We start from the raw sequence: 26,256 nt of genomic DNA on the forward strand, positions 1-26,256 counted from the left end.
CTGGCTGTGTAACCCCATCGGGAGGAACTCGCCATGCGTATTGGAGTGCTCACCGGCGGCGGCGACTGCCCCGGCCTCAATGCCGTCATCAGGGCGGCGGTCCGCAAGGGCACCACTGTCTACGGTCATGAGTTCATCGGATTCCGCGACGGCTGGCGAGGCCCCCTGGAGGGCGACACCATGCCGTTGGACGTCCAGGCGGTGCGCGGCATCCTGCCGCGCGGCGGCACGATCCTGGGCTCTTCCCGCACCAACCCGTTGAAGATCGAGGACGGTGTGGAGCGGATCCACACCAACCTGGCCAACTCCGGCGTCGACGCGCTCATCGCGATCGGCGGCGAGGACACCCTCGGCGTCGCGAAGAAGCTCTTCGACCGGGGCGTGAAGGTCGTCGGCGTGCCGAAGACGATCGACAACGACCTCGGCGCCACCGACTACACCTTCGGCTTCGACACCGCGGTCAACATCGCGATGGAGGCGATCGACCGGCTGCACACCACGGCCGAGTCCCACCACCGCGCGCTCATCTGCGAGGTCATGGGCCGGCACGCGGGCTGGATCGCGTTGCACGCGGGCATGGCCGCCGGCGCCAACGTCATCCTGATCCCGGAGAAGCCCTTCGACATCGACCGGGTCTGCGCCTACGTGCAGAGCAGGTTCAAGACCCGCTACGCGCCGATCATCGTGGTCGCCGAGGGCGCCCACCCGCTGGAGGGCCAGATGGCCCTGCAGAACGGCGAGCTCGACGCCTTCGGGCACGTCCGGCTCGGCGGCATCGGCGAGTCGCTGGCCAGGGAGATCGAGAAGCGCACCGGTTCCGAGGCCCGCACCACCGTCCTCGGCCACATCCAGCGCGGCGGCACGCCGACCGCCTTCGACCGCGTCCTCGCCACCCGCTTCGGCCTCCAGGCGATCGACGCCGTGCACGCCGGCGACTTCGGCAAGATGGTCGCCCTGCAGCGGACCGAGATCGTCCGGGTCGGCCTGGACGAGGCCACCAGGGAGCTCAAGACGGTCCCGGTCTCCCGCTACGAGGAGGCCGAGGTCTTCTTCGGCTAGACCTTCCCCGGCGTCCCTCTTCGGCCGCGCCGCCGTACGGCGGATCCGGACCTCCTCCGGGTACGGCCTGCGCCCCCGGCACGGGCGGGCGGCGCAGGCCGTACATTCCGTGGTCCGGTGCGTGGCCCGGTGCGCAGTCCGGTGCGTGGTCCGGTGGCCGCCGCGCGCCTGCGCCGGTCTCCGGAATCGGTGCTGTCCGATCCGGACTAAAGTGGCGGGTCACGGCGTTGTCCGGTACGGCTCGGCCGTGCTCGCCGTTCGAACCGTCAGCCGGAGGTAGACAGCATGCTCTCAGGGACGTCCGAAAAGACCAGGTCCGACCTGGGTGAGCCCTGTGTGCTGCTCAAACTCGGCGAGGTCGTCCTCAAAGGCAAGAACCGCGAGCTGTTCGAGCGGCGGCTCCAGGCCAACATCAAGGCGGCGCTGAGCGGCTTCGACTTCAAGGCCGACGTGCGGCAGCGGCACGGCGTCATCGCGGTGTTCCTGCCCGAGGGCACCGACGCCGAGACCGCCGACGCCGTCGCCAGGCGGATTGCCGACGTGCCCGGCCTGGTGTGGATCCACCGCGCCTGGCGGGTCGAGAAGGACCCGCAGGCGGTGCTCAAGGCGGCGCTCGCGCTGGTCGAGGGGCGCGAGGAGATCCAGCGCAAGGCGACGTTCGCGGTGCGCTCCCGGCGCAGGGACAAGCGCTTCCCGCTGCGCTCCAACGAGCTCGACCGGCTCGTCGGCGGCGAGATCAACGACATCTACGGCCTGCCGGTCGACCTGAAGAACCCCGAGCTCACCGTGCACATCGAGGTGGACAGGGACGAGGTGTTCGTCTTCACCGACGGCATCCCCGGCCACGGCGGCCTGCCGGTCGGCACCAGCGGCCGGGCGCTGGTGCTGATGTCCGGCGGCATCGACTCGCCGGTCGCCGCCTACCGGATGATGCGCCGCGGCCTGCGGGTGGACTTCCTGCACTTCTCCGGCATCCCGTTCACCACCTCCGAGTCCATCTACAAGGCGTACGCCCTGGTGCGGGCGCTGGACCGGTTCCAGGGCAGGTCCCGGCTGTGGGTGGTGCCCTTCGGCAAGGCCCAGCAGTCGATCAAGGCGTCCGGTCAGGACCGGCTGGCCGTGATCGCCCAGCGCAGGCTCATGCTGAAGACCGCCGAGGAGGTCGCGCACCGCATCCGCGCCGGCGCCCTGATCACCGGCGACTCGCTCGGCCAGGTCTCCTCCCAGACCCTGCAGAACATCACCGCCCAGGACCACGCGGTCGAGCTGCCCATCCTGCGCCCGCTGATCGGCCTGGACAAGACCGAGATCATGGCCGAGGCCCGCCGCATCGGCACCCTGGAGATCTCCGAGCTCCCCGACGAGGACTGCTGCACCCTCCTCGCCCCCCGCCGCGCCGAGACCCGGGCCAAGATCGAGGACCTCAAGCAGATCGAGAGGCGCCTGGACGCGGAAGACCTCGCCGTCCAGCTGGCCGACTCCCTCCAGGAGTACAAGCTCGACGCCTGACCCCGGCGCGGGTCAGCGGTAGCCGGTGGTGTCGGCGGGCTTGCCGGCGTCCTGGACCTCGGTTACGTAGCGCCAGGCGTCGGGCCGGCTGCCGTCCAGGTCGGTGAAGCCGTAGACCTGGGCGAGTTGCCCGCTGGACAGCGACCGGCCGTTCCAGCGGGCGACGTCAGGGTCGCCGGCGAGCGCCGCGACCGCCCGGCCGACGAAGCGGGTGGTCTCGGAGATGGCGAAATGCGGTTCCCGCTCCAGCGCGTCGCGCCAGCCGGCCTCGGTGACGCCGAAGTGCTCCAGCATGATCTCCGAGCGCATCCAGCCGGGCGTCAGCGCCACGGCGGTCGCCCCGCGCGGGCCGAGCTCCTCGGCCTGGGCGAAGGCCATCCGGATCACCGACGTCTTGGCCAGGTCGTAGAAGAAGGAGATGCGGTAGTTGGCGGCGTTGTACTCGGCGGTGCCGTCGGTCATCTCGACGACGAGGCCGCCCGGGTTCCTCAGCAGCAGCGGCAGGGCGTGGTGGCTGGTGATGATGTGCGTGTCGATCGCCAGGCGCAGGATCCGCAGGCCCTTGTCCAGGGAGTGCTCCCACAGGGTCTTGTCCCAGCTGAACAGCAGCTCACCGCCCCAGATGTTGTTGACCAGCACGTCCAGGCGTCCTTGCTCGCGTTCGACGCGCTCCACGAGCGCCCGCACCTGGCCGGGGTCCAGATGGTCCACCTGGACCGCGATGCCGTGACCGCCCGCCGCGGTGACGAGCTCGGCGGTCTCCTCGATGGTCTCGGGCCGGTCGATCTCCGAGCGCCGCCCCGCGGTGCTGCGTCCGGTGACGTAGACCGTCGCGCCCGCCGCGCCCAGCTCGACCGCGATGCCCCGCCCGGCGCCCCGGGTACCCCCGGCGACCAGCGCCACCTTGCCCTTCGACGTTTCACTCATGCACCAGAAGCTAACGGCGATACCCGACAACGGCTGTCATCTTTTCCCGGCGTCCGGGTCTGTCCCGCGACCGTCCGCGGAGGCGGCCTCTCCGCGGACGGTCGTCATGCCGGTGGTGCCGGTCAGGCGTTGGCGGTCAGGTGGGTCAGGCGGGTCAGGCGGGTCAGGCGGGTCAGGCGGTGGCGGGCTCGGGGAGGGTGGCGGTGGTGCGGCCGAGGAGCGGGGGGAAGCGGGTCAGGACGTCGGTGAGTTCCCGCAGGTCGTCCTCGACGAGGGCCTGCGGGCCGTCGCAGAGCGCCTGCTCGGGGTGCGGGTGCACGTCCACGATGACGCCGTCGGCGCCGACCGCGAGCGCGGCCCGGGACAGCGGGAGCACCAGATCCCTGCTGCCGCCGGAGTGGGACGGGTCGACGATCACCGGGAGGTGGGACAGCCGCTGCGCGACCGGCACCGCCGAGATGTCCAGCGTGTTGCGGGTGGCGGTCTCGAACGTGCGGATGCCGCGCTCGCACAGCACGATGTCGAGGTTGCCGCGCTGGGCGATGTACTCCGCCGCCATCAGCCACTCCTCGATGGTGGCGCTCATGCCCCGCTTGAGCATGACCGGCTTGCCCACCGCCCCGACGGCCTGGAGCAACGCGAAGTTCTGCGCGTTGCGGGTGCCCACCTGGAGCATGTCCGCGTACGACGCGACGAGTTCCACGTCGTGCGCGTCCACCACCTCGGTGACCACCGGCAGCCCGGTCTCGGCGCGCACGTCGGCCAGGATGCGCAGCCCGGCCTCACCGAGCCCCTGGAAGGCGTACGGCGAGGTACGCGGCTTGAAGGCGCCGCCGCGCAGCAGGGTCGCGCCGGCCGCCCGCGCCATCCGGGCCGCCTCCAGCGTCTGCTCGGGCGTCTCCACCGCGCACGGCCCGGCGATCAGCGTCACGGTGTCCGGGCCGATCGGCACGCCGCCGACCGTGACCGTCGACCGCACCGGATGGTTCTCCCTGCTCACCAGCTTGTAAGGGGTGGAGACCCGGATCACGTCGGCCACTCCCGGCATGCCCCGCAGGTTCAGTGTGCCGAACTGCGCGACGTCGCCGACCAGGCCGATGATCGTGCGGCTGACGCCGCGGCTGACGAACGCGTCGCCGCCGGCCGCGGCGACCAGCGCCACTATGGACTCGGTGTCCTCCTGGGTGGCCTCTGGGCCCAAGACGATGACCATGAGCTGTTCTCCTTGAGTGCGGTTCGGGATGGGTGGGCGGAAACGCAGAAGGCCCCGGGTCCGCAGGACCCGGGGCCTTCTCGATCGCCTGGCTGTCAGCGCAGCATCTGGGGGCGAACGGTCCGACCTAGGGGTCCGTCGCCATACCAAAACCAGAACACTGTACGCATCGGGGCCCATGCTAGCGCATGGGACGGACGGGTCCACATGGTGCCCGGGTCCGGATGATGCGCGAGACGGTGGCAGGATGGCGTCCGGGCCCGCGACGCGGTCCGACCGGCGAGGGGAGCGGACGGTGCGCGAAGCCGAGACGGCGCGGGAGGAGAACCGCCTGCCGCCGGGGCAGTACGTCCCCCGCGGGCGCCCGGTGATCCACTACGGGAGGGTCCCGGCGTTCCGGCCGGAGACGTGGGACTTCCGGGTGCAGGGCGCCACGGCGTCGGGCGCGGAGCACCGGTTCGGCTGGGCGGAGTTCTCGGCGCTGGAGCGGGCGACGCTGGTCGCCGACTTCCACTGCGTCACCAAGTTCTCGATCATGGGCAACGACTGGCGCGGCGTCCCGGCCGCCGTCATCCTCGCCGCCGCCCCGCCCGCTCCGGACGTGCGGCACGTGATGATCTGGGGCGAGTACGGCTACAGCGCCAACGTGCGCCTGAGCGACTTCACCGGCTCCCTCCTCGCGATGGAGCTGGACGACAAGCCGATCAGCGCCGAGCGCGGCTTCCCGGTGCGCGCCGTGGTGCCGCACCTCTACGCCTGGAAGAGCGTGAAGTGGGTCCGGGCCGTGGAGTACATGGTCGAGGACCGGCGCGGCTTCTGGGAGGACCGCGGCTACCACAACATCGCCGATCCCTGGCGTGAGCAGCGCTACTCGTACCAGGAGGAACCCGGCGAAGGTCCCCTCTGATGAGGTAGCTCGTTGTAGTCATTTCTTTACCTCACGTGTCCAATGTGGTTGCGGGGATGCGGTAGTGCAGGGCACCGTGGGAGGCATGCTGCGCGTTCTGGCCGTGGACGACGAGGTGCCCGCTCTGGAGGAGCTGGCCTTTCTGCTGCGTCAGGACGCCAGGATCGAGCACGTCGCCACCGCCAACGACGGGGTGTCCGCCCTGCAGGACATGGTGGCGATGATCGGCACGGGGGAGCGGCTCGACGGCGTCTTCCTCGACATCCGCATGCACGGTCTCGACGGCCTCGACCTGGCCCGCCTCGTCGGCGGCTTCCCCGCTCCGCCCAAGCTGGTCTTCGTCACCGCGCACGACGACTGGGCGGTCCAGGCGTTCGAGCTGGAGGCGATCGACTACCTGCTCAAGCCGGTGCGGGCCGATCGGCTGGCCGAGGCCGTGCGGCGGCTCGACGCGGTGGCGACCGGCGCGCCGGCCGCCCCGGTGGAGGACGTCATCCCGGTAGAGCTGGGCGGGCGTACCCGCTTCGTCTCCCAGCGGTCGGTGTGGTACGCCGAGGCGAAGGGCGACTACGTGCGGCTGCACACCGGCGAGGGCAGTTACCTGGTCCGCATGTCGCTGGCCGCGCTGGAGCGCCGGTGGGCCGGCTCCGGGTTCATCCGGGTGCACCGCAGCACCCTGGTGGCCGCCCGGCACGTGAACGAGCTGCGCTTCGAGGGCGGGCGCGTCCTGCTCCGCGTCGGCACCGAGACCCTGCCGGTCAGCCGCCGGCACACCCGCCAGGTCCGCGAGCACCTGATCCGCCGCCCCCGCTCGGTCCCGGCGACCTCCTGACCGTCGCCGTCCGCTCCTTGACCGACGGCATTGCGTGCGGCAGTACTTCGTGACCATGAAGAACGCCTACACGGGAGCGGGCAACGGCATGCTCCCCGCCGGTCACGCCACCATGATCGGCCCGCGGGAGGTCTTCCCCGTGTTCCCGGTCCCGGCGCGGGGCTGAAGGCCGCCCTTTGCGGGTCCGGTATCCGCCGGTAAGAGAGCCGATCTAGCAATATGCGAGCGGGGTACTGCTCGTCCCGGTGCGGCGGCCGAAGTGCCTCTTCCGGAAGGTCGCGGGGCTGCCGCGGCCGGCCGGTGCTGGGGGAGTCTTTCCCCATACACCAGGTCGGGAGGTGGTCGAGAGGGGGTGTGCGCGGGGGGCGTGAGCGCGGAGTGTGTGACCGGATCGGCGTCCGCGTGATGGGGGTGGCCCGCTCCCGGCGATCCGGCCGCCCCCGTAGGGCCGGATCTCGGTCGGGCTCCGAGACCGTGCGAGCCACCCCCATCACGCCGGAACCGTCGGGCCCTACCCCCCGGTAAAAGGCCCGACGGCCAGGTGACCCGGTAGGTCACCCTGGTCTCCGCGCACCGGCCCCTATGAGCCTCGCGACCCATGTCCCCTCCGGTGCTGCGGCGTTGGCTCCGACGCCGGAAACATTACGGTCACGATCTTGGGTGCGAAACCCTGTTTAGCGGCAGCGCGTCCAACGGTGCGTAGCTGTCGATGTGCGGAGAGTGCCCGGCGGGCGAACGGTAGGGAACGCGCGACGAACGGTAGGCGGCGAGTCCGTGCCCGCCCGCCGTACCGCATGCCACCGGGCCCCGGGGCGGATCACCGGGGCCGGACAGGTGAGGAAGGTCAGGAGTCGCGGAGCTTCTTCAGCAGTTCAACGTCCTCGCGGTGTCTCTCTACTTTGCCGGGGGTTTCGATGCAGACGGGAATCCCGGCGGCGACCGGATGGCGCATCACGTCGGCGAAGGGCTGCGCGCCGATGTGGCCGGCCCCGATGTTCTCGTGGTGGTCTCGCTTGGAGCCGCAGGCGTCCTTGGAGTCGTTGGCGTGGATCAGCTTCAACCGGCCGGGGGCGATCCCGTGCAGCGCGTCGAGCGTCTCCGCGACGCCGCCCTCCGCCGCGAGGTCGTGGCCCGCGGCGAAGGCGTGGCAGGTGTCGAGGCACACGCCGGCCCGCGGGTGGAAGTCGAGCGCGTCCAGGTAGGGGCCGAGGTCCTGGACCGTCGCGCAGAGCATCTGCCCCTGGCCGGCCATCGGCTCGAGCAGCAGGTCGGGGCCGCCCTCGGGGATCTCGTCGAGCAGCGGCAGCAGGTGCTCGCGGACCTGGCGCAGCGCGTCGGCCCGCGACTGGCTCACCGCGGAGCCGGTGTGCACGACCACGCCCCGGGCGCCGATCTCCGCGCCGCGCCGCAGGTTGTGCCGGACGGTGGCCACCGACCGCTCCAGCGTCTCGGCGTTGGGCGAGCCCAGGTTGACGAGGTAGGAAGCGTGCACGAAGGTCGGCAGGCCGGCCTCACGGAGCCTCTCGTCCTGCGCCGGGTCGCCCGCGCTCAGCGCCCAGCCGCGCGGGTTGGACACGAACACCTGGATCATCTCGGCGCCGATGTCGGCCGCGTATCTCAGGCCCCCGGTGGCGAGGCCGCCGGTGACCATGACGTGCCCACCGATGGGAGAGGTAACACTCATGATGCGGGCCAGTCTAGGGTCTCCCGGGGACATTCCCCGACGCCGCGCCGGGCGGGGCGCGGTTGGAGCATGCCACGAAAACCCCTGGCGAAGCGGGGTCCGAGTTCGGAGTTCCTGCCCTTTCCCGGCCGGGGGAGCGGTGTGTCTACTGGGTCACATGCCGAACGTCCGACCCGGCGCCCCGTCGCACGGGATCGCCGCCTTCAACGCGCTCAGCGACGACGCCGCGCGGGCGGAACTGCTCGCCTGCTGCGCCTCGCCGGCCTTCGCCGAACAGGTGGCCGCGGCCCGGCCGTACCCGGACGGCGGCGCGCTCGCGACGGCGGCCGGGGACGCGGTCGCGCGCCTGCGCTGGGACCAGGTGCTGGAGGCGCTGAGCGCCCACCCGCGGATCGGCGAGCGGGCGGGCGGCGCGGGCCGGGAGGCGGCCTGGTCGCGGCGCGAGCAGTCGGGCGTCGACGGGGCGGGGCAGGACGTGCGCGACCGGCTCGCCGAGGGCAACCGCGCCTACGAGGAGCGGTTCGGGCACGTCTACCTCGTCTGCGCCACGGGGCTGTCCGCCGCCGAGATGCTGGACCGCCTGGAGGTCCGGCTGGGCAACGACGAGGAGACCGAGCGCGACGTCGTCCGCGGCGAGCTCGGCAGGATCACCGGGCTGCGGCTCGCCAGGCTGCTCGGGGAGGCGTCGTGAGCCTGTCCACCCACGTGCTGGACGCCTCCGCCGGCCGCCCCGCCGCCGGCGTCGCCGTACGGCTGGAGGGCCCCGCCGGGGTGATCGCCGAGGGGCGCACCGACGCCGACGGCCGGCTGTCGGGCTGGCGGCCCGGCGCCGGCCCGCACCGGCTGGTCTTCGGCACCGGCGCCTACTTCGCCGGCCGCGGCGTCGACACGTTCTACCCCGAGGTCACGATCGGCTTCACCGTCGGGGACCCGGACGAGCACTACCACGTCCCGCTGCTGCTCAGCCCGTACGCGTACTCCACCTACCGAGGGAGTTAGAAGGTGGCCGTCGTTCTCGGACCTAACCGTTACGGCAAGGCGGAGACCAGGGTCGTCCGCGTCACCCGTGACGGCGACGTGCACCACGTCAAGGACTGCAACGTCTCGATCGCGCTGTCCGGCGCCATGACGGATGTCCACCTCACCGGGGACAACGCGGCCGTGCTGCCCACCGACAGCCAGAAGAACACCGTCTACGCGATGGCGCGGCGGCACGGCATCGGCGAGATCGAGGACTTCGCGCTGCTGCTCGCCCGGCACTTCACCGGATCCCAGCCGGCGATCCACCACGCCAGGGTCGAGATCGAGGAGTACTCCTGGAACCGGATCCCGGACGGCCCGCCGCACTCCTTCGTGCGGGCGGGCGGCGAGGTCCGCACCTGCGTGGCGCACCACGACCGCGACGGCACCGCGAGCGTGGTCTCCGGCCTGAAGGACCTCGTCGTGCTCAACTCCACCGGCTCGGAGTTCCACGGGTTCGCCCAGGACGAGTACACCACGCTCAAACCGGCCACCGACCGCGTCCTCGCCACCGCCGTCACGGCCGCCTGGCGGCACACGGCGGTGCCCCCGCGGGGCGGGCCCGGCGAGCCGTACGCCGAGTCGTACGCCGTGTCGTACGCCGAGGTGCGCCGCCACCTGCTGGAGGCGTTCGCCCGGACGCACAGCCTGTCCCTGCAGCAGACCCTCTACACGATGGGCCGCCAGGTGCTGGAAGCCCGCCCGGAGATCTGCGAGATACGGCTGGCGCTGCCCAACAAGCACCACTTCGCCGTCGATCTGTCCCCGTTCGGGCTGGACAACGACAACGAGGTGTTCTACGCCGCGGACCGTCCCTACGGGCTCATCGAGGGCCACGTGCTCGACGACGACGCCCCCGACGCCGGCCGGGCCTGGGAGTGACCATGGAGTTCCTGCGACCGCAGACCTGGGCCGAGGCGCTCGCCGCCAAGGCCGAACTGCCCGGCGCCGTGCCCATCCAGGGCGGCACCGACGTCATGGTGGAGATCAACTTCGATGTGCGCAGACCCCCGGCGCTGCTCGACCTGACCAGGGTCGCCGAGCTGGCGCGGTGGTCGGCCGAGCCGGACGGGCGGCTGCGGGTCGGGGCCGGCGTGCCGTACGCGCGGGTGATCTCCGAGCTGGCGGACCGGCTGCCCGGTCTCGCGCAGGCCGCGCGCACGGTGGGGTCGCCGCAGATCCGCAACCGCGGCACGGTCGGCGGCAACCTGGGCGCCGCCTCGCCCGCGGGGGACAGCCATCCGCCGCTGCTCGCCTGCGGGGCGGTCATCGAGGTGGAGAGCGCGGCCCGCGGGGTGCGGGCCGTCCCGGCGGAGGAGTTCTACCTGGGCGTGAAACGCAACGCGCTGGAACCGGACGAGCTGATCAAGGCGTTCGTCACGCCGGTGGCGGGCGGGCCGCAGTACTTCTCCAAGGTCGGCACCCGCAACGCGATGGTGATCGCGGTCTGCTCGTTCTGCGTGGCGCTGCACCCGGCGGAGCGGCGGGCGGGCACCGGCATCGGCTCGGCCGCGCCGGTCCCGCTGCGCGCCCTCGCGGCGGAGGAGTTCCTCGCCGCGGAGCTGGACTGGGCGGGCACGGCCCCGCTCGCCCCCGCGCTGCTCACCCGGTTCGGCGAACTCGTCGGCGCGGCGGCGGCGCCGATCGACGACGTGCGGGGCACGGCGGCCTACCGGCGGCACGCGCTGTCGGTGCTGGCCCGGCGCACCCTGACCTGGGCATGGAACGATCACAGGAAGGCGGCGGAACGATGCGCCTGAACTTCACCGTCAACGGCCGGGCCACGGCCGTGGACGACGTCTGGGAGGGCGAGAGCCTGCTCTACGTGCTGCGCGAGCGGGCCGGCCTGCCCGGTGCCAAGAACGCCTGCGAACAGGGCGAGTGCGGCTCGTGCACGGTCTACCTGGACGGTTCGCCGGTGTGCGCCTGCCTGGTCGCCGCCGGTCAGGCCGAGGGCCGCGAGGTGCGCACGGTCGAAGGGCTGGGCGGGCCCGGCCGGCTGGACCCGTTGCAGGAGGCGTTCGTCGAGTGCGGCGCCGTCCAGTGCGGCTTCTGCACCCCCGGCCTGCTCGTCCAGGCCCACGACCTGCTCGAACGCGTCACCCACCCGTCCGACGCCGAGATCCGCGAGGCCCTCGCCGGCAACCTGTGCCGCTGCACCGGCTACGAGAAGATCCTCGACGCCGTACGGCTGGCCGCCGAGCGCAAGGCGGCGGCGCGGTGAGACACCTGATCATCGAGAACGCCTACATAGTCCCGGTCACCGGCCCGGAGATCCCGTCCGGCCACGTGGTCGTGGCGGGGGACCGGATCGCCGCCGTGGGCGCGGGCCCGGCCCCGGAGGAGTACACGCCGGAAGCCGAGCGGTTCGACGCCAACGGCTGCCTGGTCACCCCCGGGTTCGTGAACACCCACCACCACCTCTACCAGTGGGCCTCCCAGGGCGTCGCGGCCGACGGCACGCTCTTCGCCTGGCTGGTCGCGTCCTACCCGACGTGGGCCGCGATGGACGCCGACGTGGTCAAGGGTGCGGCGACCGCGGGCCTCGCCTGGCTGGCGCTGTCGGGCTGCACCACCTCCACCGACCACCACTACATCTTCCCCAAGGGGCGCGGCGACCTGTTCGCGGCCGAGATCGAGGCGGCCCGCGACGTGGGCGTCCGGTTCCATCCCGCGCGCGGCTCGATGGACCGGGGCGAGTCGCAGGGCGGGCTGCCGCCGGACGGGGTCGTCGAGTCGATCGACCGCATCCTCGACCACACCTCCGAGGTGATCGACGCCTACCACGACCCGTCGTACTCCTCGATGCTGAGGGTCGCGGTCGCGCCCTGCTCGCCGTTCTCGGTCTCGGCCGACCTGATGACCGCCTCGGCGGAGCTGGCCAGGGCCAAGGGCGTCCGGCTGCACACCCATCTCGCCGAGACGCTGGACGAGGAGGAGCACTGCGCCGAGCAGTTCGGCATGACCCCGGCGCAGTATCTGGAGCGGTCGGGCTGGCTGGGCGACGACGTGTGGCTGGCCCACTGCGTGCACCTGCACGACGAGGACATCGCCCGCTTCGCCGCCAGCCGTACCGGCACCGCCCACTGCCCCTCCTCCAACGCCCGGCTGGGCGCGGGCGTCGCCCGGGTGTCGGAACTGCACCGCGCGGGCGCGCCGGTCGGCCTCGGCGTGGACGGCGCGGCCTCCGCCGAGCTGACCCCGCTGGCCGGCGAGGTCAGGATGGCCATGCTCATGCAGCGCGCGCGGTACGGCCCGGCCGCGCTGACCGCCCGCGAGGCCCTCGCCATGGCGACCATCGGCGGCGCCGCCTGCCTGGGCCGCGAGGCCGAGATCGGCTCGCTGGAGGCCGGCAAGCTCGCCGACGTCGCGGTCTGGCGGCTCGACGGCTTCCACGCCGCGATCGACGACCCGGTCGTCGCCTTCGCCTACGGCCAGACGCCGCCGCTCGCCCTGCTGCTCACCGGCGGGAACACCGTGGTCGCCGGCGGCGAGCTGCGCACCGTCCCGCACGACACCGCCGCCCGCGCGGGCGCCGAGGCCCACCGCCGCCTGACGGCCCTCGCCGCCGATGACCTGTGACGCGATGCCCTGTGACGCGATGTCCTGTGACTCCCCGCTCTGTGACGAGCCTCGCGCCGGGTGAACCGGCGGGCGCGTGCCGGGTGGGCGGGGGGCGGATGTGATGATGGAGGACCGGTTCCGCGGGTGCCGGTACGCACGCCCGGCCGCGCCGGGTGGCGCCGTGCGCCCGCCCACTGTCCTCCAGGGAGCAGGATTTGTCTGAGACGTCGGGTCACATCATCATCGCCCCGGACAAGTTCAAGGGGTCGTTGAGCGCCTTGGAGGTGGCCGAACGGGTGGCCGCCGGGCTCGGCGCCGCCGTACGCACGATCCGCCTCCCGGTCGCCGACGGCGGCGACGGCACCGTGGACGCGGTGGTGGCCTGCGGGTTCTCCCGGGTCGAGGTGGAGGTCACCGGGCCGGTCGGGGAGCCGGTCAAGGCCGCGTACGCCTGGCACCCGGGGTGGGAGGGCCAGGACGCGCCGATCCCGACGGCGGTGGTGGAACTCGCCGAGGCGTCGGGGCTGCGCCGGCTCCCCGCCGCGCACTCCGCCACGGCCCCCGCCGCGCGGGACGCCGTCGCTCCCTCCCGCGAGGGCGCCGCCGCCCCCGCACACGAAGGAGTCGCGCTGGCCCCGCTCACCGCCACCAGCCGCGGCACCGGCGACCTCGTCGCGGACGCCGTACGGCGGGGCGCCAGGCGTGTCGTCCTCGGCCTCGGCGGCAGCGCGTGCACCGACGGCGGCACCGGCATGATGGCGGCCCTCGGCGTGCGGTTCCTCGACGCGGACGGCGTCGAACTGCCCCCGGGCGGCGGCGGCCTGAGCGCGCTCGCCACGATCGACACCTCCGGCCTGATCGACGTCACCGGCGTCGAGTTCGTCGTCGCGAGCGACGTCGACAACCCGCTGCTCGGCCCGCACGGCGCCGCCGCCGTCTACGGCCCGCAGAAGGGCGCCACCCCGCAGGACGTACGGGTCCTCGAAGCCGGCCTCGCCCGGCTGGCCGCGGTCGCCGCGCACACCCACGGCGTGCTGGGCGCCGCCGAGCACGACGGCGTGGTCCGCCAGATGGGCGTGGCCGGGCACCCGGGCGCGGGCGCCGCCGGCGGCGTCGGCTTCGCCGCGCTGGCCTTCCTCGCGGCCGAGGTGCGGCCCGGCATCGAGTATCTGCTCGACCTGCTCGGCTTCGCCGCCCACCTGCCCGGCGCGCGACTGGTGGTCACCGGAGAGGGCGCGCTGGACGAGCAGACCCTGCGCGGCAAGGCCCCCGCGGGCGTCGCCGCCGCGGCCGCCGCGGCCGGCGTCCCCGTGGTCGCCGTCTGCGGCCGGCGCGCACTCGGCGACGACGCGCTGCACGCCGCCGGCATCCGCGCCGCCTACGCCCTGACCGACCTCGAACCCGACCCCGCCCGCTGCATCGCCCAGGCGGGCCCCCTTCTCCAGCGGCTCGCCGCCGAGAAGCTCGCCGCCTGGCTCACCTGAGAACGAGGAGCGCCCATGACACCCGGTCCCGACCTCGTGCTGCGTTCCCGGCGGGCGGTGCTGCCCGGCGGCGAACGCCCGGCGGCGGTGGCCGTGCGCGACGGGAAGATCACCGAGGTGACCGGGTACGACGACCCGCCGGCCGGTGGGGAACGCGTGGAACTCGGCGACGTGGCGCTCCTCCCCGGCCTCGTGGACACGCACGTGCACGTCAACGAGCCCGGCAGGACCCACTGGGAGGGGTTCGCCACGGCGACCAGGGCCGCCGCCGCGGGCGGGATCACCACGCTCGTCGACATGCCGCTCAACTCGCTGCCGCCGACCGTGGACCCCGGCGCCCTGGCGGCCAAGCGGGCGGCGGCGGCCGGGCAGTGCCACGTCGACGTGGCCTTCTGGGGCGGCGCGGTGCCGGGCAACCTCGGCCGGCTCCGCGCGCTGCACGAGGCGGGGGTGCGCGGGTTCAAGTGCTTCCTCTCGCCCTCGGGGGTGCCGGAGTTCCCGCCGCTCGGCGGCGACGGGCTGCGCGCGGCGCTGGCCGAGGCGGCGGCCTTCGACGGCCTGGTGATCGTGCACGCCGAGGACCCCGCGCTGCTAGCCGAGCCGCTCGGCCCGACGTACCCCGAGTTCCTGGCCTCACGGCCGGGCGAGGCCGAGCGCCGCGCCGTCGAGACCGTCGTCGAGGCGGCGCGCGGCACCGGAGCCCGCGCGCACATCCTGCACGTGTCCGCCGCGTCCTGCCTGGAGCCGCTCGCCGCCGCCAGGAGGGACGGGGTGCGGATCACCGCGGAGACCTGCCCGCACTACCTCACCCTCACCGCCGAGGAGGTGCGCGGCCCGGAGTTCAAGTGCTGCCCGCCGATCAGGGAGGGCGGCAACCGGGACGCGCTGTGGCGGGGGCTGGCCGACGGCGTGCTGTCCTGCGTGGTCTCCGACCACTCCCCGTCCACCGCCGACCTCAAGGTCCCCGACTTCGCCGCGGCCTGGGGCGGCGTCTCCTCGCTGCAACTCGGCCTGCCCGCCGTGTGGACCGAGGCCGCCCGGCGCGGGCACGGCCTCGGCGACGTCGTGCGCTGGATGGCCGAGCGCCCGGCGGCGCTCGCCGGGCTCACCGGGAAGGGCGCCATCGCCCCCGGCAACGACGCCGACCTGGTCGCCTTCGACCCGGACGCGGAGTTCACCGTCCGCGCCGCCGACCTGCACCACCGCAACCCGATCACCCCCTATCACGGCCGCACGCTGACCGGCGTGGTCCACACCACCTGGCTGCGCGGTGAGGTCGCGGGGGACCGGCCCCTGGGAGCGCTCCTGTGACCGACTTCACCCGGCTGCCCGACCTGGCCCTGCGCTCGCACGGCGGCGCGGTCGTCGCGGCCAACGACGAGTCCTTCGCCGAGCGGGAGAACCTCATCCGCCCCGGCCGCCCCGAGTTCCGCCCGCACACCTTCGGCGCCAAGGGGCAGGTGTACGACGGCTGGGAGACCCGCCGCCGCCGCGAACCCGGCCACGACTGGGCGATCGTCCGGCTGGGCCTGCCGGGCGTCGTGCGCGGCGTCGTCGTGGACACCGCGTGGTTCAAGGGCAACTATCCGCCGCACGCCTCGGTGGAGGCGTGCGAGGCCGGCGGCCACCCCGGCCCCGCGGAGCTGCTGCGCGCCGGGTGGACGCCGATCGTGCCCAGGTCGCCGCTCAAGGGAGACGCCGAGCACGCCTTCGAGGTCCACGACGGACGCCGGTACACCCACGTACGGCTCAACATCTTCCCCGACGGCGGGGTGGCCAGGCTGCGCGTGCACGGCGAGGTGCTGCCCGACCTCACCCTCTGGGAGGGCCTGACCATCGACCTGGCCGCCCTGGAGAACGGCGCCCTGGTGACCGCGTGCTCCGACGAGTTCTACTCCTCGCCGAACAACGTCATCGCCCCCGGCCTCGCCCGCCACCAGGCGGAGGGCTGGGAGACCGCCAGGCGGCGCGACGGCGGCAACGACTGGCTGGTCGTACGCCTGGCCTGCCCCGGCGTCATCCGGGTGGCCGAGCTGGACACCGCCAACCTGATCTTCAACGCCCCCGCCGCGGCCACGCTGTCCGGGATCGACGCCCGCACGGCCTCGCCGCAGGACCCGGGCGCGTGGTTCGGGCTGCTGCCGCGCACCGCGCTCCGGCCCGACACCCGGCACCGCTTCCGCCTCGACGGCGAACGCCCGGTCACCCACGTGCGCCTGGACATCCACCCCGACGGCGGCCTGGCCCGGCTGCGCCTGCACGGCCTGCCGGACTGAACGCGGCCGGACCGAACGGGGCCGGACCGAACGGGGCCGGACCGAACGGGGCCGGACCGACGGCGGGCCGCCGCGGTCAGTGCCAGATCGTGATCTGCGTGCCGGGGGGAGCCTGGCTGGTGGGCGGCGGCTGCTGGCCCCTGACCCGCTCGCCGCCCCGGCCCATCAGCTTGCGGGTCTTCACCTGGAACCCGGCGTTCTGCAACTCCTGCTGCGCGTCCCTGACGTTCTTGAACATCACGTTGGGGACGACGTGGAAGGTGTCCTCGTTGGCGTTCTCACCGTTGTTCTGCCACGGCCAGTGCCACTCGCCGGGCGGCGGCGCGCACGCCGACAGGGTGAGGTTGACCACCGCGCCCTTGTCCACCTCGGCCTTGGCCTTGGGATCCTGCGCGATCACCGTGCACGGCTGGGCGTCGTCGGCCTGCTCGGTCACCTGCACGTTGAAGCCCTGCTCCTGGAGGAACGGCAGCGCCTGGTCGCGGGCCAGGCCCATCACGTCCGGCATCAGCAGACCGGCGCTCAGCACCAGGTCGACCTTGCTGCCCACCTTGACGTTGTCCCCCGCCGGCGGGCTCGTGCGCAGCACCAGCCCGCGCTGCACCGTGTTGTTGGCCACCCGGGTGACCTCGTCCACCTTCAGGCCGAGCTCACCGAGCCGCTCCTTGGCGCCGTTGTCGGTCAGGCCCTCCAGGTTGGGCACGGTGACCGTCTTAGGGCCGAGCGACGGGACGATCGTGAGCTTGGACCCGTACTCCACCTCGGAGCCGGAGGCCGGATCGGTGCGCAGCACGTTGTCCTTGGGCACCTTGTCGTCGTTGACGGCCTCGCCGATCACGACCACGAAGCCGCGCCCCTCGGCCTGCGCCTTGGCCACCGTGAGGTTCTTGCCGGCCAGCTCGGGGATCTTCTCGTACCGCGTCTGGGAGAAGAACCACGCGGTCACGCCCACGGCCACGGCCATCACCGCCGCCAGCGCCACCAGGAAGTGGACGGCCCGCGGCCCGCGCCGCCGGCGGCCGTGCCCGGGGGCGTCGCCGATCGGCGTGGCGATCGGGGTGCCGGTCGGACCGGCCGGCACCCCGGTGGGGACGTCGGCGCGCGGCTGGATGAGGGTGTGCCCCGGGGAGGGGAAGTCGTAGGCGGGCGGCACCGGGGAGACCGTGGTGGGCGGCATGCTGTCCCTGGGCAGCATCCGGTGCGCCTCCACGGCCGCGACCAGCAGCGCCGTCGCGTCGGCCGGCCGGGTGTCAGGCTCGCGCCCGGTGGCCGAGGCCACCAGCGTGTCCAGCAGCGGCGGCGACCCTGGCAGCAGCGACGAGGGCGCCGGCACCGTGTCGTGCACGTGCTTGTAGGCGATCGCCATCGGGCTCTGGCCCTCGTACGGCTGGCGCCCGGTGACCAGCTCGAACAGCATGACGCCCGCGGCGTAGACGTCGCTGCGGGCGTCGGCGCTGCCCGCGGTCACCTGCTCGGGCGACATGTAGCCGATCGTGCCGATCATGACCCCGGTACGGGTCTGGTTGCTCGCCTCCACGGCGCGGGCCAGCCCGAAGTCCACGACCTTGATCCGGCCGTCGTCGGCGATCAGCACGTTCTCAGGCTTCACGTCACGGTGCACCATGCCGGTCTGGTGGGCGGCGCCCAGCGCGGCGAGCACCGGGATCAGCGTCTCCAGCGCCTCGCGCGGGGCGAGCCTGCCCCGCTCGCGCAGAACGTCGCGCAACGTCCGGCCGGGGACGTACTCCATCGACAGATAGACGATGTCGCCGTCGGTGCCCTGGTCGAAGACCTGCACGACGTTGGGGTGAGAGAGGCTCGCCACCGACTTGGCCTCGCCGATGAACCGGCGCACGAAGGCCGGGTCCTCGGCGAGGGACTGGTGCATGATCTTCAGGGCGACCGTGCGGTCGAGCCGGATGTCAAGGGCGAGGTAAACCGTCGCCATGCCGCCCCTGGCTATCCGGGACTCGACGCGATAGCGCCCGTCGAGAAGTCGCCCGACGAGAGGGTCCGCAACCGTCGTGTCCACCCGCCTGATTTTAGGGGCGATTTGCCACCGACAAGGCCGACACGTCCTAACCGATGCCGACCCGTTCTCCTCGAAACGGTAAAGGAGCTACGGGGTAAGGGGCGAGGACGCCTCGGCGTACCGTCTGCGCGGGATGCGCCCGGCCTGTCTGGCCTGCCGTCCCGCCTCGACCGCCGACCGCATCGCCGCGGCCATCAGGTCCGGCCGCTGCGCCCGGGTCACGGCGCTGGCCAGCAGCACCGCGTCGCAGCCCAGCTCCATCGCCAGCGCGGCGTCGCTCGCCGTGCCGATGCCCGCGTCGAGGATCACCGGGACCTGGGCGGCCTCGACGATGAGCTCGATGTTGTGCGGGTTGCGGATGCCGAGGCCGGAGCCGATCGGGGCGCCCAGCGGCATCACGGCCGCGCACCCCGCCTGCTCCAGCCGCCTGGCCAGCGCCGGGTCGTCACCGATGTAGGGCAGCACGACGAACCCGTCGGCGACCAGCCGCTCGGCCGCGTCGAAGGTCTCGATCGGGTCGGGCAGCAGGGTGCGCTCGTCGGAGATCACCTCCAGCTTGACCCAGTCGGTCCCCAGCGCCTCCCTGGCCAGCCGCGCGGTCAGCACCGCCTCGCCCGCGGTGTAGCAGCCCGCGGTGTTCGGCAGCACCTGTATGTTCCGCGCCCGCAGCACGTCGAGCACCGACCCGCGCTGAGCCGGGTCGAGCCTGCGCATGGCGACCGTGGTCAGCTCGGTGCCGGACGCGGCGAGCGCCTGGTCCAGCACCTCCAGCGACGGGGCGCCGCCGGTCCCCATGATGAGCCGGGACGCGAACTTCTGACCCGCGATCACCAAGGCGTCTTCCGTCATCGTGCTCATCCTCCCTGAACCGCCGTCAGCACCTCGACCCGGTCGCGCTCGGTCAGCCGCGTGGAGTCCCACGAGCCCCGGGTCACGACCTCCTCGTTGACGGCCACCGCCACACCGGTGGTCGCCGTCGTCAGCCTCGCCACGGCCTGCGCCACGGTGGTCCCGTCGGGCAGGTCGTACGGCGTGCCGTTGATGATCACGTTCATCATGCGATGTCCTCGAAGCGAGTGGGGGAGCAGGCCGGGGGGATCTCCGGGCCGTCGCCGGCCAGCGTGCCCGCGACCAGCTCGGCGGTGAGCGGGGCGAGCAGCACGCCGCCCCGGTGGTGGCCGGTGGCCAGGTGCAGTCCGGGAAGCGCGGTGGGGCCGATCAGCGGCAGGTTGTCGGGGGTGCCCGGGCGCAGGCCCGCCACCACGTCGGCCACCTCCAGCTCGGTGACGCCGGGGACCAGCTCCCGCGCGTCGCGCAGCAGCTCCCACACCGCGCCCGCGGTGACCCGGTCGTCGAACCCGAGCTCCTCCTGCGTCGCGCCGACGACGAGCTCGCCGTCGCGGCGCGGCACCAGGTAGACCGACGACCCGTGCACGCTGCCCCGCACGCACCGGCCGAGCAACGGCTCGGCGGAGCGCAGCCGCATGATCTGGCCCTTGACCGGCCGCACCGGCGGCACGAGCTCGGGCGGCACCCCGGCCAGCACGCCGGCCCACGCCCCCAGGGCCACCACGACCCGCCGTGCCCGCACCACCCTCTCCGCAGTCCCGGGACCCGCCGGGAGGCCGCCAGCGTCGCCGTGAGGGCCGCCCAGGGCCGTTTCCGCCGCCGCCCACGGGTCTCCCGTACCGCCGGTCAGGCCGGCGGGGGTCCGCCGCAGCCCGGAGCCGGGTCCCGCGGAGGAGGACGGCGGCGCCAGCCGTACGCCGCGGACCTCGCCGCCGGTCACGTCGAGGCCGGTGACGCGCTCGCGCAGCAGCGGGACGCCGCGGGCGGCGAGCGCGGCGAGCAGGGCCGCGGTGACCCGGCGCGGGTCCACCCACGAGTCGCCGCCGGCGAGCAGGCCGCCGCGCACGGACGGCGCGAGCATCGGCTCCAGCCGGCGCGCCTCGCGGCCGGTGAGCCGCTCCACCGGAAGCCCCAGCTTGTCCATGAAGGCGGCCAGCTCGCCCAGCGCCGCCATGTCGTCGGCGCCGAAGGCCACGTCCAGGGTGCCCTCGCCGCGCAGGTCCACGTCCCGCCCGGCCGCCTCCTCCAGCTCGGCCGCGAACGCCGGCCACCTGGCCAGCGACGCGAGCCCCAGCCGCAGCAGCGGCTCCTCGGTGTAGGAGACCTCGCTCACCGGCGCGAGCATGCCGGCCGCCGCGTGCGAGGCGCCCGACCCCGGCGCCGGATCGGCGACGGCCACGTCCAGGCCGCGCAGCGAGGCCCGCCACGCGACGCTCAGCCCGATGATCCCGCCGCCCACGATGACGGCGTCGAATGCCCGGGCGCCCGGCCCCTCGGCCGGAACACCCTGCGAGATGCCCATTCCCGCGCTCCCTTCGCCGGCATGATCCGGATCAGGTCCTGGTACGGTCGAGGGCCGTGACAGCCCTCCTCTCAGCCCGGTTCGTCCGGACTCCCGTGCGTGTACGCCTTTAACCATAAGGGTCGCCGGAAGGGGCTTCGCACAGGGTTCCGCGCCCAATGTGCACATGAATTAGCGTGTTCGTTATGAAGACGCCATTGGCGCTCCCTTGTCCTGTCGACTTAGAGTCGTGAGATGTGAATCATGTCGTGGTGGTGGGAGCCGGCCTCGCCGGCGTGCGCAGCGTAGAGGCTCTTCGAGCCCACGGCTTCGACGGCGAGATCACCCTGGTGGGCGAGGAGCCGCATCGCCCCTATGACCGGCCACCCCTGTCCAAGGCGGTGCTGACCGGCGAGACCGACTCGACCTACGTCGACTCCGACCTCGACGCCATGGAGGTCCAGCGGCGCCTGGGCGTGGTGGCCAAGGGGCTGCGCGAGGGCGTCCTGGAGACCACCGAGGGCGAGATCCCGTACGACGGGCTGGTCATCGCCACCGGCGCCGCGCCGGTGAGGCTGCGCGGCGACGGCAGGCAGCACGTGCTGCGCACCATCGACGACGCCCTGGAGCTGCGCGGGAGACTCGTGCCCGGCGCCCACGTCGCCGTGGTCGGCGCAGGCTGGATCGGCGCGGAGGTCGCCACCGCCGCGCGCAAGGCGGGCTGCGAGGTGACGGTCGTCGAGGCCGACGAGACCCCGCTCGGCATGGCCCTCGGCCACGCCATCGGCGCCTACACCGTTCCCTGGTACGAACAGGCCGGCGTCCGCCTCCTGCTGTCCAGGCTGGTCGCCTCCGTCGACCAGGGCGGCCTGACGCTCGCCGACGGCGACTTCGTCGAGGCCGACGTCGTCGTCACCGGCGTCGGCGTGCGCCCCGCCGTCGGCTGGCTGGCCGGCTCCGGCGTCCGGCTCGACAACGGCGTCGTCACCGACGAGCACCTGCGCACCTCGATGCCCGGCGTCGTCGCGGTGGGCGACTGCGCCGCCTGGTGGTCGCGCAGGTACGGCAGGCGGCTGCGGGTCGAGCACTGGGACACCGCGCTCGGCGCCCCCGACGTCGCCGCCGCCACCCTCCTCGGCGAGGACGCGGTCTACGACCCGGTGCCCTACTTCTGGTCCGAGCAGTTCGGGCGCATGGTGCAGTACGCCGGGTACCACACCGGCTACCACGCGGGAGCGCGCTGCGTGCTGCGCGGCGACCCCACCGGTGACAAACGGTGGTCGGCCTGCTGGCTCACCGGCGACGACCGGCTCACCGCCATCCTCACCGTCGACTGGCCGCGTGACCTGGTGCAGGGGCGGCGAATGGTCGAGCGCGGTCAAAGGCTCGATGTGGAACGTCTGAAGGACCCTGCGATAACGTTGCGCGACAGTTCGGCGGCCTGATCCGGGCCTTGAGGGTGTTTGGTGAGTGGCCAGGCGTGGTAGTGGTGGATTCGTGACGCTTTCTGTTGCACAGATCGACCGGCAGACCGACGAGCTCGTGGGCGAGTGGCTCACATTGTCGGAGGTGGCCCGCAGACTCGGCATGAGCACCGGGCGGGCCAAGCAGCTGCTGAAGGACCGCAGACTCATCGGGGTTCGCCGCGAGGGCGGGGAGCCGCAGGTGCCCGCCGCCTTCCTCGGCGCGGACGACGTGCTCAAGGGGCTTCCCGGCACGCTGACCGTGCTCGGCGACGCCGGATACGACGACGCCGAGGCGTTGCGCTGGCTGTTCACGCCGGACGACTCGCTGCCCGGCGCGCCGGTCCACGCGATCGCCGCGGGCCGGCACACCGAGGTCAAGCGCCGGGCGCAGGCCCTTGCGTTCTGACCGCCTGGAAGACGCCCGGCTCTACCTCTGCACCGACGGCCGCCGCGACCGCGGAGACCTGCCCGAGTTCCTCGACGCCGTGCTCGCGGGCGGCGTGGACATCGTGCAGCTCCGGGAGAAGGGGCTGGAGGCGAGCGAGGAGATCGCCCTGCTTGAGGTGTTCCGGGCGGCCTGCGACCGGCACGGCGCCCTCCTGGCCGTCAACGACCGGGCCGACGTGGCCTACGCCGCCGGGCCGGACGTGCTGCACCTCGGCCAGGACGACCTGCCGGTGCCGGTGGCCCGCGCCATCCTCGGTCCCGACGTGCTCATCGGCCGCTCCACGCACTCCGCCCAGGAGGCGACGGCGGCGGCCGGCGAGGACGGCGTCGACTACTTCTGCTGCGGCCCCGTCTGGCCCACGCCGACCAAGCCGGGCCGCCACGCGCCCGGCCCCGAGCTGCTGAAGCACGCGGCGGCCCTGGACACCGACCGGCCGTGGTTCGGTATCGGCGGCATCGACCTCGCCAACCTCGACGAGGTCCTGTCCTACGGCGTGCGCCGCGTCGTCGTGGTCCGGGCCATCACCGACGCGCCCGACCCGCACGCGGCCGCCGCCGAGTTCGCCCGGCGCCTCGCCGCGGCCGGCTGACCGCAGCCGGTCGACCGGAGCCGGTTGACCGCGGCCGGTTGACCGCGGCCGCCGCCGCTCGCGGCGGCGGGGTCAGGCGTGGCGGGGTCAGGTGCGGCGGGTGGTGGCGGCGACGGCGAGGGTGGTCAGAGCGGTGCGGGCCTCGGGGATGACCGGGGCCCGGTCCAGGGCGGCGAGGGCGTCCTCCAGGTAGCGCTTGATCAGCTCCTCGCAGGCGGTCAGGGCGCCGCTCTCCTCGATGATCGCGCGCAGCCGGGCCACTCCGGCGGCGTCGAGCGCCGGGTCGCCGAGCAGCTCCCGCACCACGCCGGCCTGGGCGGGCGTGGCGGCGGCGAGGGTGCGGGCGATCAGCATGGTGCGCTTGCCCTCGCGCAGGTCGTCCCCGGCGGGCTTGCCGGTCTCCGCGGGATCGCCGAAGACGCCGAGCACGTCGTCGCGGAGCTGGAAGGCGATCCCGACCGACTGCCCGTAGTCCACGCACAGCGGATCCGCCCACGGCGCCTCGCCCTGGCCGGCCAGGCTGAGACCGAGGCGCAGCGGCTGCTCGACGGAGTACTTGCCGCTCTTGTAGAGCGCGACCCGCAGCGCGCTGTCGAAGGTGTTCTCCCCGTGGGCCTGTTCGAGCAGGTCGAGGTACTGGCCGCACATGAGCTCGGCGCGCATGTGGTCGTGCAGCGGCTGGGCGGCGGCCAGCGCCCCGGCGGGCAGCCCGCAGGTCCGCCACATCTCCCCGGACCACAGCAGCAGCAGGTTCCCGAGCAGGATCGCCGCGCCCTCGCCGAACTGGCCCGCGGAACCGTGCCACCCCGCCCGCTCGTGCAGCGCCTGGAACCGGCGGTGCGCCGCGGGCATGCCCCGGCGCAGGTCGCTCTTGTCCATCACGTCGTCGTGCACCAGGGCGCTGGCCTGGAGCAGCTCCAGCGACGCCGCCGCGGTGAACACCGCCGGGTCGTCCCCGCCGCCGGCCGCCCGCCAGCCCCAGTAGCAGAACGCCGGCCGCAGCCGCTTCCCGCCGGCCAGCAGCTCCTCGGCGGCCTCGATCAGCGCCACCAGGTCGGGGTCGCTCCGGAGCGGCAGTTGCCGGTCCAGGAAGGCGCGTAGGGCGAGGTCCACCTCGGCGCGCAGGACGTCCATGGGCGTGGCGGCGGCGGTCATCGGATCTCCCGGAGCGTGGCGGTCCCCGCCGTCGGGGCGGGGACGGGTGCGAGTTCCCCTCCCACGGGAGAGGAGCACGTCAAGTACTGAGGTTAACGGGGGCAAGGTCGGCAAGGTCCGGTCATGCCGGCGTCCAAGAGCAAAATGACGCTTAGCGTTTCTCCCCGGCTGCCCGTACGCTTTCAGACATGGCTTTGGGTCGTCCGTCCGTCCTCCCCGACCGGGTCCCCACCATTCGCGAGTTGCTCGCGGCCGGTGGGCGATCATTCTCCTTCGAGTTCTTCCCGCCCAAGACGGAGGCGGGAGAGCGGCAGCTCTGGCGCGCGATCCGGGAGCTGGAGGCGCTGCGCCCCACGTTCGTCTCGGTGACGTACGGCGCGGGCGGCGGCTCCAGGGACCGCACGGTCGACATCGTCGAGCGGGTCGCCCACCAGACCACGCTGACCCCGGTGGCCCACTTCACCGCGGTCGACCACTCCATCCGCGAGCTGCGCCACCTGGTCGGCAGGTTCGCCGGCGCCGGCGTGCGCAACATCCTCGCCGTGCGCGGAGACCCGCCCGGCGACCCGACGGGGGAGTGGGTCAGGCACCCCGAGGGCGTGCTCTACGCCGAGGAGCTCGTCCGGCTGATCAAGCAGTCGGGCGACTTCTGCGTGGGTGTGGCCGCCTTCCCCTACAAGCATCCGCGGTCGCCGTCGGTGGAGTCGGACACCGACCACTTCGTACGCAAGTGCCGTTCCGGCGCCGACTACGCGATCACCCAGATGTTCTTCCAGGCGGACGACTATCTGCGGCTGCGGGACCGGGTGGCGGCCAAGGGGTGTGACACGCCGATCATCCCCGGCATCATGCCGGTGACGCAGATGAGCACGATCGCCCGCTCCGAGCAGCTGTCCGGCGCGCCGTTCCCCGCGGAGGTGGCCGAGCGCTTCGAGGCCGTCAAGGACGACCCGGCGGCGGTGCGGGAGCTCGGCATCGAGCACGCGGCGGACCTGTGCCGGCGGCTGCTCGACGAGGGCGCGCCCGGCATCCACTTCATCACCTTCAACAAGTCCAGCGCGACCCGTGAGGTCTTCATGCGCCTCCAGCCGGTCACGGCCGACGCCTGAGGCCCGGAGCCGCCGAGGGGCGGCGCGGCGGGCGGGGTCAGCCCTGCCTGTCCGCCCGCAGCCCCTGCGGCGGCACCCGCCTGACCAGGGGCAGCGGGGCGCCCGCGATCGCGTAGCGCTCGTAGCCGCCGGGGAAGACATACTGCGTCAGCAGGTCGGTGAAACCCAGGCTGTGGTAGAGGTGGCGGGCCGCGGTGGGCTGGTCGTGGGTGGACAGCACGGCGGTGCGCTCGGGCCGGCCCTCGGTCAGGGCGTGCAGCATGGCCCGCCCGACGCCCCTGCCCTGATGGTCGGGGTGCACGTGCACCTCGGCCACCTCCAGCACGTCGCCCATCCACACCCGGGCCGCCGCCTCGCCGCCCTGCAGCGCCAGGGACCGGTAGACGACGTCGTGCCACCACTGGCCGGGCGCGCCGTGGAACCCGTAGGCGAAGCCGGCCAGCCTACCGCCCGCCTGCTCGGCGAGCACGCAGCTGAACGCGGGGTAGCTCGCGTGGTTGCGCATGATGGCCGCGCGCCCCGGCACCTGGTCGGCCGGCGGCCGCATGGCGGCGGTGTAGACGTCGAGCGCCGCGTCCAGGACGGCACTGAACTCGGCCGGTCCGATGCGGCGCAATCCGATCACGCGAAGC

General features: G+C 73.4%; 26 protein-coding genes and 1 riboswitch. Of the genes, 17 read left to right on the forward strand and 9 right to left on the reverse strand.

Translation table 11 applies throughout. The features are described 5' to 3' along the window. Positions 1-33 precede the first annotated feature (33 nt). Positions 34-1,059: a 6-phosphofructokinase gene (locus QSK26_RS35530; RefSeq protein WP_285779726.1), complete on the forward strand. Its 1,026-nt coding sequence runs from the start codon at positions 34-36 to the stop codon at positions 1,057-1,059. A 285-nt stretch (positions 1,060-1,344) separates the two neighbouring features. Then, a complete protein-coding gene (gene thiI, locus QSK26_RS35535) occupies positions 1,345-2,568 on the forward strand; it encodes a tRNA uracil 4-sulfurtransferase ThiI (RefSeq protein WP_285779727.1) in 1,224 nt (407 codons plus the stop codon). Between the two features lie 12 nt (positions 2,569-2,580). Here thiI and QSK26_RS35540 read toward each other — a convergent pair whose 3' ends face one another. Then, positions 2,581-3,495 carry an SDR family oxidoreductase gene (locus QSK26_RS35540; protein WP_285779728.1) on the reverse strand — a complete coding sequence of 305 codons (915 nt, stop codon included), beginning with the start codon at positions 3,493-3,495 and terminating at the stop codon, positions 2,581-2,583. A gap of 172 nt (positions 3,496-3,667) precedes the next feature. Then, positions 3,668-4,708, reverse strand: coding sequence for a 3-deoxy-7-phosphoheptulonate synthase (gene aroF, locus QSK26_RS35545; RefSeq protein WP_285779729.1), 1,041 nt, complete (start codon positions 4,706-4,708; stop codon positions 3,668-3,670). 295 nt (positions 4,709-5,003) lie between these two features. Here aroF and QSK26_RS35550 point away from each other — a divergent pair, with 295 nt between their 5' ends. Together QSK26_RS35550 and QSK26_RS35555 are read left to right on the forward strand one after the other, a co-directional pair. Further along, positions 5,004-5,615 (forward strand): molybdopterin-dependent oxidoreductase, encoded by a 612-nt coding sequence (locus tag QSK26_RS35550; protein WP_285779730.1) that lies wholly within the window; start codon positions 5,004-5,006, stop codon positions 5,613-5,615. Between the two features lie 85 nt (positions 5,616-5,700). Beyond that, positions 5,701-6,447, forward strand: a complete 747-nt coding sequence (locus QSK26_RS35555) for a LytR/AlgR family response regulator transcription factor (RefSeq protein ID WP_285779731.1) — start codon at positions 5,701-5,703, stop codon at positions 6,445-6,447. An 844-nt stretch (positions 6,448-7,291) separates the two neighbouring features. Here the strand turns inward: QSK26_RS35555 and QSK26_RS35560 are convergent. Continuing rightward, positions 7,292-8,131, reverse strand: a complete 840-nt coding sequence (locus QSK26_RS35560; protein WP_285779732.1) for a deoxyribonuclease IV — start codon at positions 8,129-8,131, stop codon at positions 7,292-7,294. Positions 8,132-8,288: 157 nt separating this feature from the next. Between QSK26_RS35560 and uraD the strand changes: the two genes are divergently transcribed. The 9 genes from uraD to alc all read left to right on the forward strand — a co-directional run bounded on the left by uraD (position 8,289) and on the right by alc (position 16,475). Further along, a complete protein-coding gene (gene uraD / locus QSK26_RS35565) occupies positions 8,289-8,822 on the forward strand; it encodes a 2-oxo-4-hydroxy-4-carboxy-5-ureidoimidazoline decarboxylase (RefSeq protein ID WP_285779733.1) in 534 nt (177 codons plus the stop codon). Next, entirely contained in the window at positions 8,819-9,130 is a 312-nt protein-coding gene (gene uraH, locus QSK26_RS35570; RefSeq protein WP_285779734.1) for a hydroxyisourate hydrolase, read from the forward strand. The genes uraD and uraH overlap by 4 nt, the downstream gene beginning before the upstream one ends. 3 nt (positions 9,131-9,133) lie before the next feature. Continuing rightward, positions 9,134-10,033: a factor-independent urate hydroxylase gene (gene pucL, locus QSK26_RS35575; RefSeq protein ID WP_285779735.1), complete on the forward strand. Its 900-nt coding sequence runs from the start codon at positions 9,134-9,136 to the stop codon at positions 10,031-10,033. A 2-nt stretch (positions 10,034-10,035) separates the two neighbouring features. Next, positions 10,036-10,911, forward strand: coding sequence for an FAD binding domain-containing protein (locus QSK26_RS35580; RefSeq protein WP_285779736.1), 876 nt, complete (start codon positions 10,036-10,038; stop codon positions 10,909-10,911). Then, on the forward strand, positions 10,902-11,375 hold the full coding sequence (locus QSK26_RS35585) for a (2Fe-2S)-binding protein (protein ID WP_285779737.1): 474 nt from the start codon (positions 10,902-10,904) through the stop codon (positions 11,373-11,375). Before QSK26_RS35580 ends, QSK26_RS35585 begins: the two co-directional genes overlap by 10 nt. Next, complete coding sequence (locus QSK26_RS35590) at positions 11,372-12,733, forward strand: 8-oxoguanine deaminase (protein ID WP_285779738.1); 1,362 nt, start codon at positions 11,372-11,374, stop codon at positions 12,731-12,733. The genes QSK26_RS35585 and QSK26_RS35590 overlap by 4 nt, the downstream gene beginning before the upstream one ends. Positions 12,734-12,930: 197 nt before the next feature. Further along, entirely contained in the window at positions 12,931-14,199 is a 1,269-nt protein-coding gene (locus QSK26_RS35595; RefSeq protein ID WP_285779739.1) for a glycerate kinase, read from the forward strand. Positions 14,200-14,214: 15 nt separating this feature from the next. Next, a complete protein-coding gene (gene allB / locus QSK26_RS35600) occupies positions 14,215-15,510 on the forward strand; it encodes an allantoinase AllB (protein ID WP_285779740.1) in 1,296 nt (431 codons plus the stop codon). Next, the gene (gene alc / locus QSK26_RS35605) at positions 15,507-16,475 is read left to right on the forward strand and encodes an allantoicase (protein WP_285779741.1); all 969 of its coding nucleotides are present in this window, start codon (positions 15,507-15,509) and stop codon (positions 16,473-16,475) included. The genes allB and alc overlap by 4 nt, the downstream gene beginning before the upstream one ends. Positions 16,476-16,551: 76 nt before the next feature. On the opposite strand, the gene pknB is transcribed toward alc, so the two are convergent. The 4 genes from pknB to QSK26_RS35625 all read right to left on the reverse strand — a co-directional run bounded on the left by pknB (position 16,552) and on the right by QSK26_RS35625 (position 20,878). Next, complete coding sequence (gene pknB, locus QSK26_RS35610) at positions 16,552-18,507, reverse strand: Stk1 family PASTA domain-containing Ser/Thr kinase (protein ID WP_285779742.1); 1,956 nt, start codon at positions 18,505-18,507, stop codon at positions 16,552-16,554. Between the two features lie 87 nt (positions 18,508-18,594). Then, positions 18,595-19,365 carry a thiazole synthase gene (locus QSK26_RS35615; protein ID WP_502888786.1) on the reverse strand — a complete coding sequence of 257 codons (771 nt, stop codon included), beginning with the start codon at positions 19,363-19,365 and terminating at the stop codon, positions 18,595-18,597. After that, positions 19,362-19,565 (reverse strand): sulfur carrier protein ThiS, encoded by a 204-nt coding sequence (thiS, locus tag QSK26_RS35620; protein WP_502888787.1) that lies wholly within the window; start codon positions 19,563-19,565, stop codon positions 19,362-19,364. The genes QSK26_RS35615 and thiS overlap by 4 nt, the downstream gene beginning before the upstream one ends. Further along, positions 19,562-20,878, reverse strand: a complete 1,317-nt coding sequence (locus QSK26_RS35625; protein ID WP_285779744.1) for an FAD-dependent oxidoreductase — start codon at positions 20,876-20,878, stop codon at positions 19,562-19,564. Before QSK26_RS35625 ends, thiS begins: the two co-directional genes overlap by 4 nt. Further along, positions 20,870-20,985, reverse strand: a riboswitch (TPP riboswitch). (Overlaps the previous gene by 9 nt.) Before the next feature lie 129 nt (positions 20,986-21,114). On the opposite strand from QSK26_RS35625, the gene QSK26_RS35630 reads away from it, so the two are divergent. Genes QSK26_RS35630 through thiE form a run of 3 tightly spaced genes read left to right on the forward strand, consistent with a single transcriptional unit; the run spans position 21,115 to position 23,360 of the window. Next, complete coding sequence (locus tag QSK26_RS35630; protein ID WP_285779745.1) at positions 21,115-22,302, forward strand: NAD(P)/FAD-dependent oxidoreductase; 1,188 nt, start codon at positions 21,115-21,117, stop codon at positions 22,300-22,302. A gap of 52 nt (positions 22,303-22,354) precedes the next feature. Continuing rightward, positions 22,355-22,729 (forward strand): Rv2175c family DNA-binding protein, encoded by a 375-nt coding sequence (locus QSK26_RS35635; RefSeq protein WP_285779746.1) that lies wholly within the window; start codon positions 22,355-22,357, stop codon positions 22,727-22,729. Continuing rightward, on the forward strand, positions 22,719-23,360 hold the full coding sequence (gene thiE, locus QSK26_RS35640; protein ID WP_285779747.1) for a thiamine phosphate synthase: 642 nt from the start codon (positions 22,719-22,721) through the stop codon (positions 23,358-23,360). Before QSK26_RS35635 ends, thiE begins: the two co-directional genes overlap by 11 nt. An 87-nt stretch (positions 23,361-23,447) precedes the next feature. Here the strand turns inward: thiE and QSK26_RS35645 are convergent, their stop codons facing one another. After that, the gene (locus QSK26_RS35645) at positions 23,448-24,515 is read right to left on the reverse strand and encodes a polyprenyl synthetase family protein (RefSeq protein ID WP_285779748.1); all 1,068 of its coding nucleotides are present in this window, start codon (positions 24,513-24,515) and stop codon (positions 23,448-23,450) included. 188 nt (positions 24,516-24,703) lie between these two features. Between QSK26_RS35645 and metF the strand changes: the two genes are divergently transcribed. Beyond that, positions 24,704-25,624: a methylenetetrahydrofolate reductase [NAD(P)H] gene (gene metF / locus QSK26_RS35650; protein ID WP_285779749.1), complete on the forward strand. Its 921-nt coding sequence runs from the start codon at positions 24,704-24,706 to the stop codon at positions 25,622-25,624. Between the two features lie 37 nt (positions 25,625-25,661). Here metF and QSK26_RS35655 read toward each other — a convergent pair whose 3' ends face one another. Beyond that, positions 25,662-26,249 (reverse strand): GNAT family N-acetyltransferase, encoded by a 588-nt coding sequence (locus QSK26_RS35655; protein WP_285779750.1) that lies wholly within the window; start codon positions 26,247-26,249, stop codon positions 25,662-25,664. Between the last annotated feature and the right edge of the window lie 7 nt (positions 26,250-26,256).

The sequence above is a fragment of the Microtetraspora sp. NBRC 13810 genome (assembly GCF_030268685.1).
Lineage (GTDB): Bacteria > Actinomycetota > Actinomycetes > Streptosporangiales > Streptosporangiaceae > BSRQ01.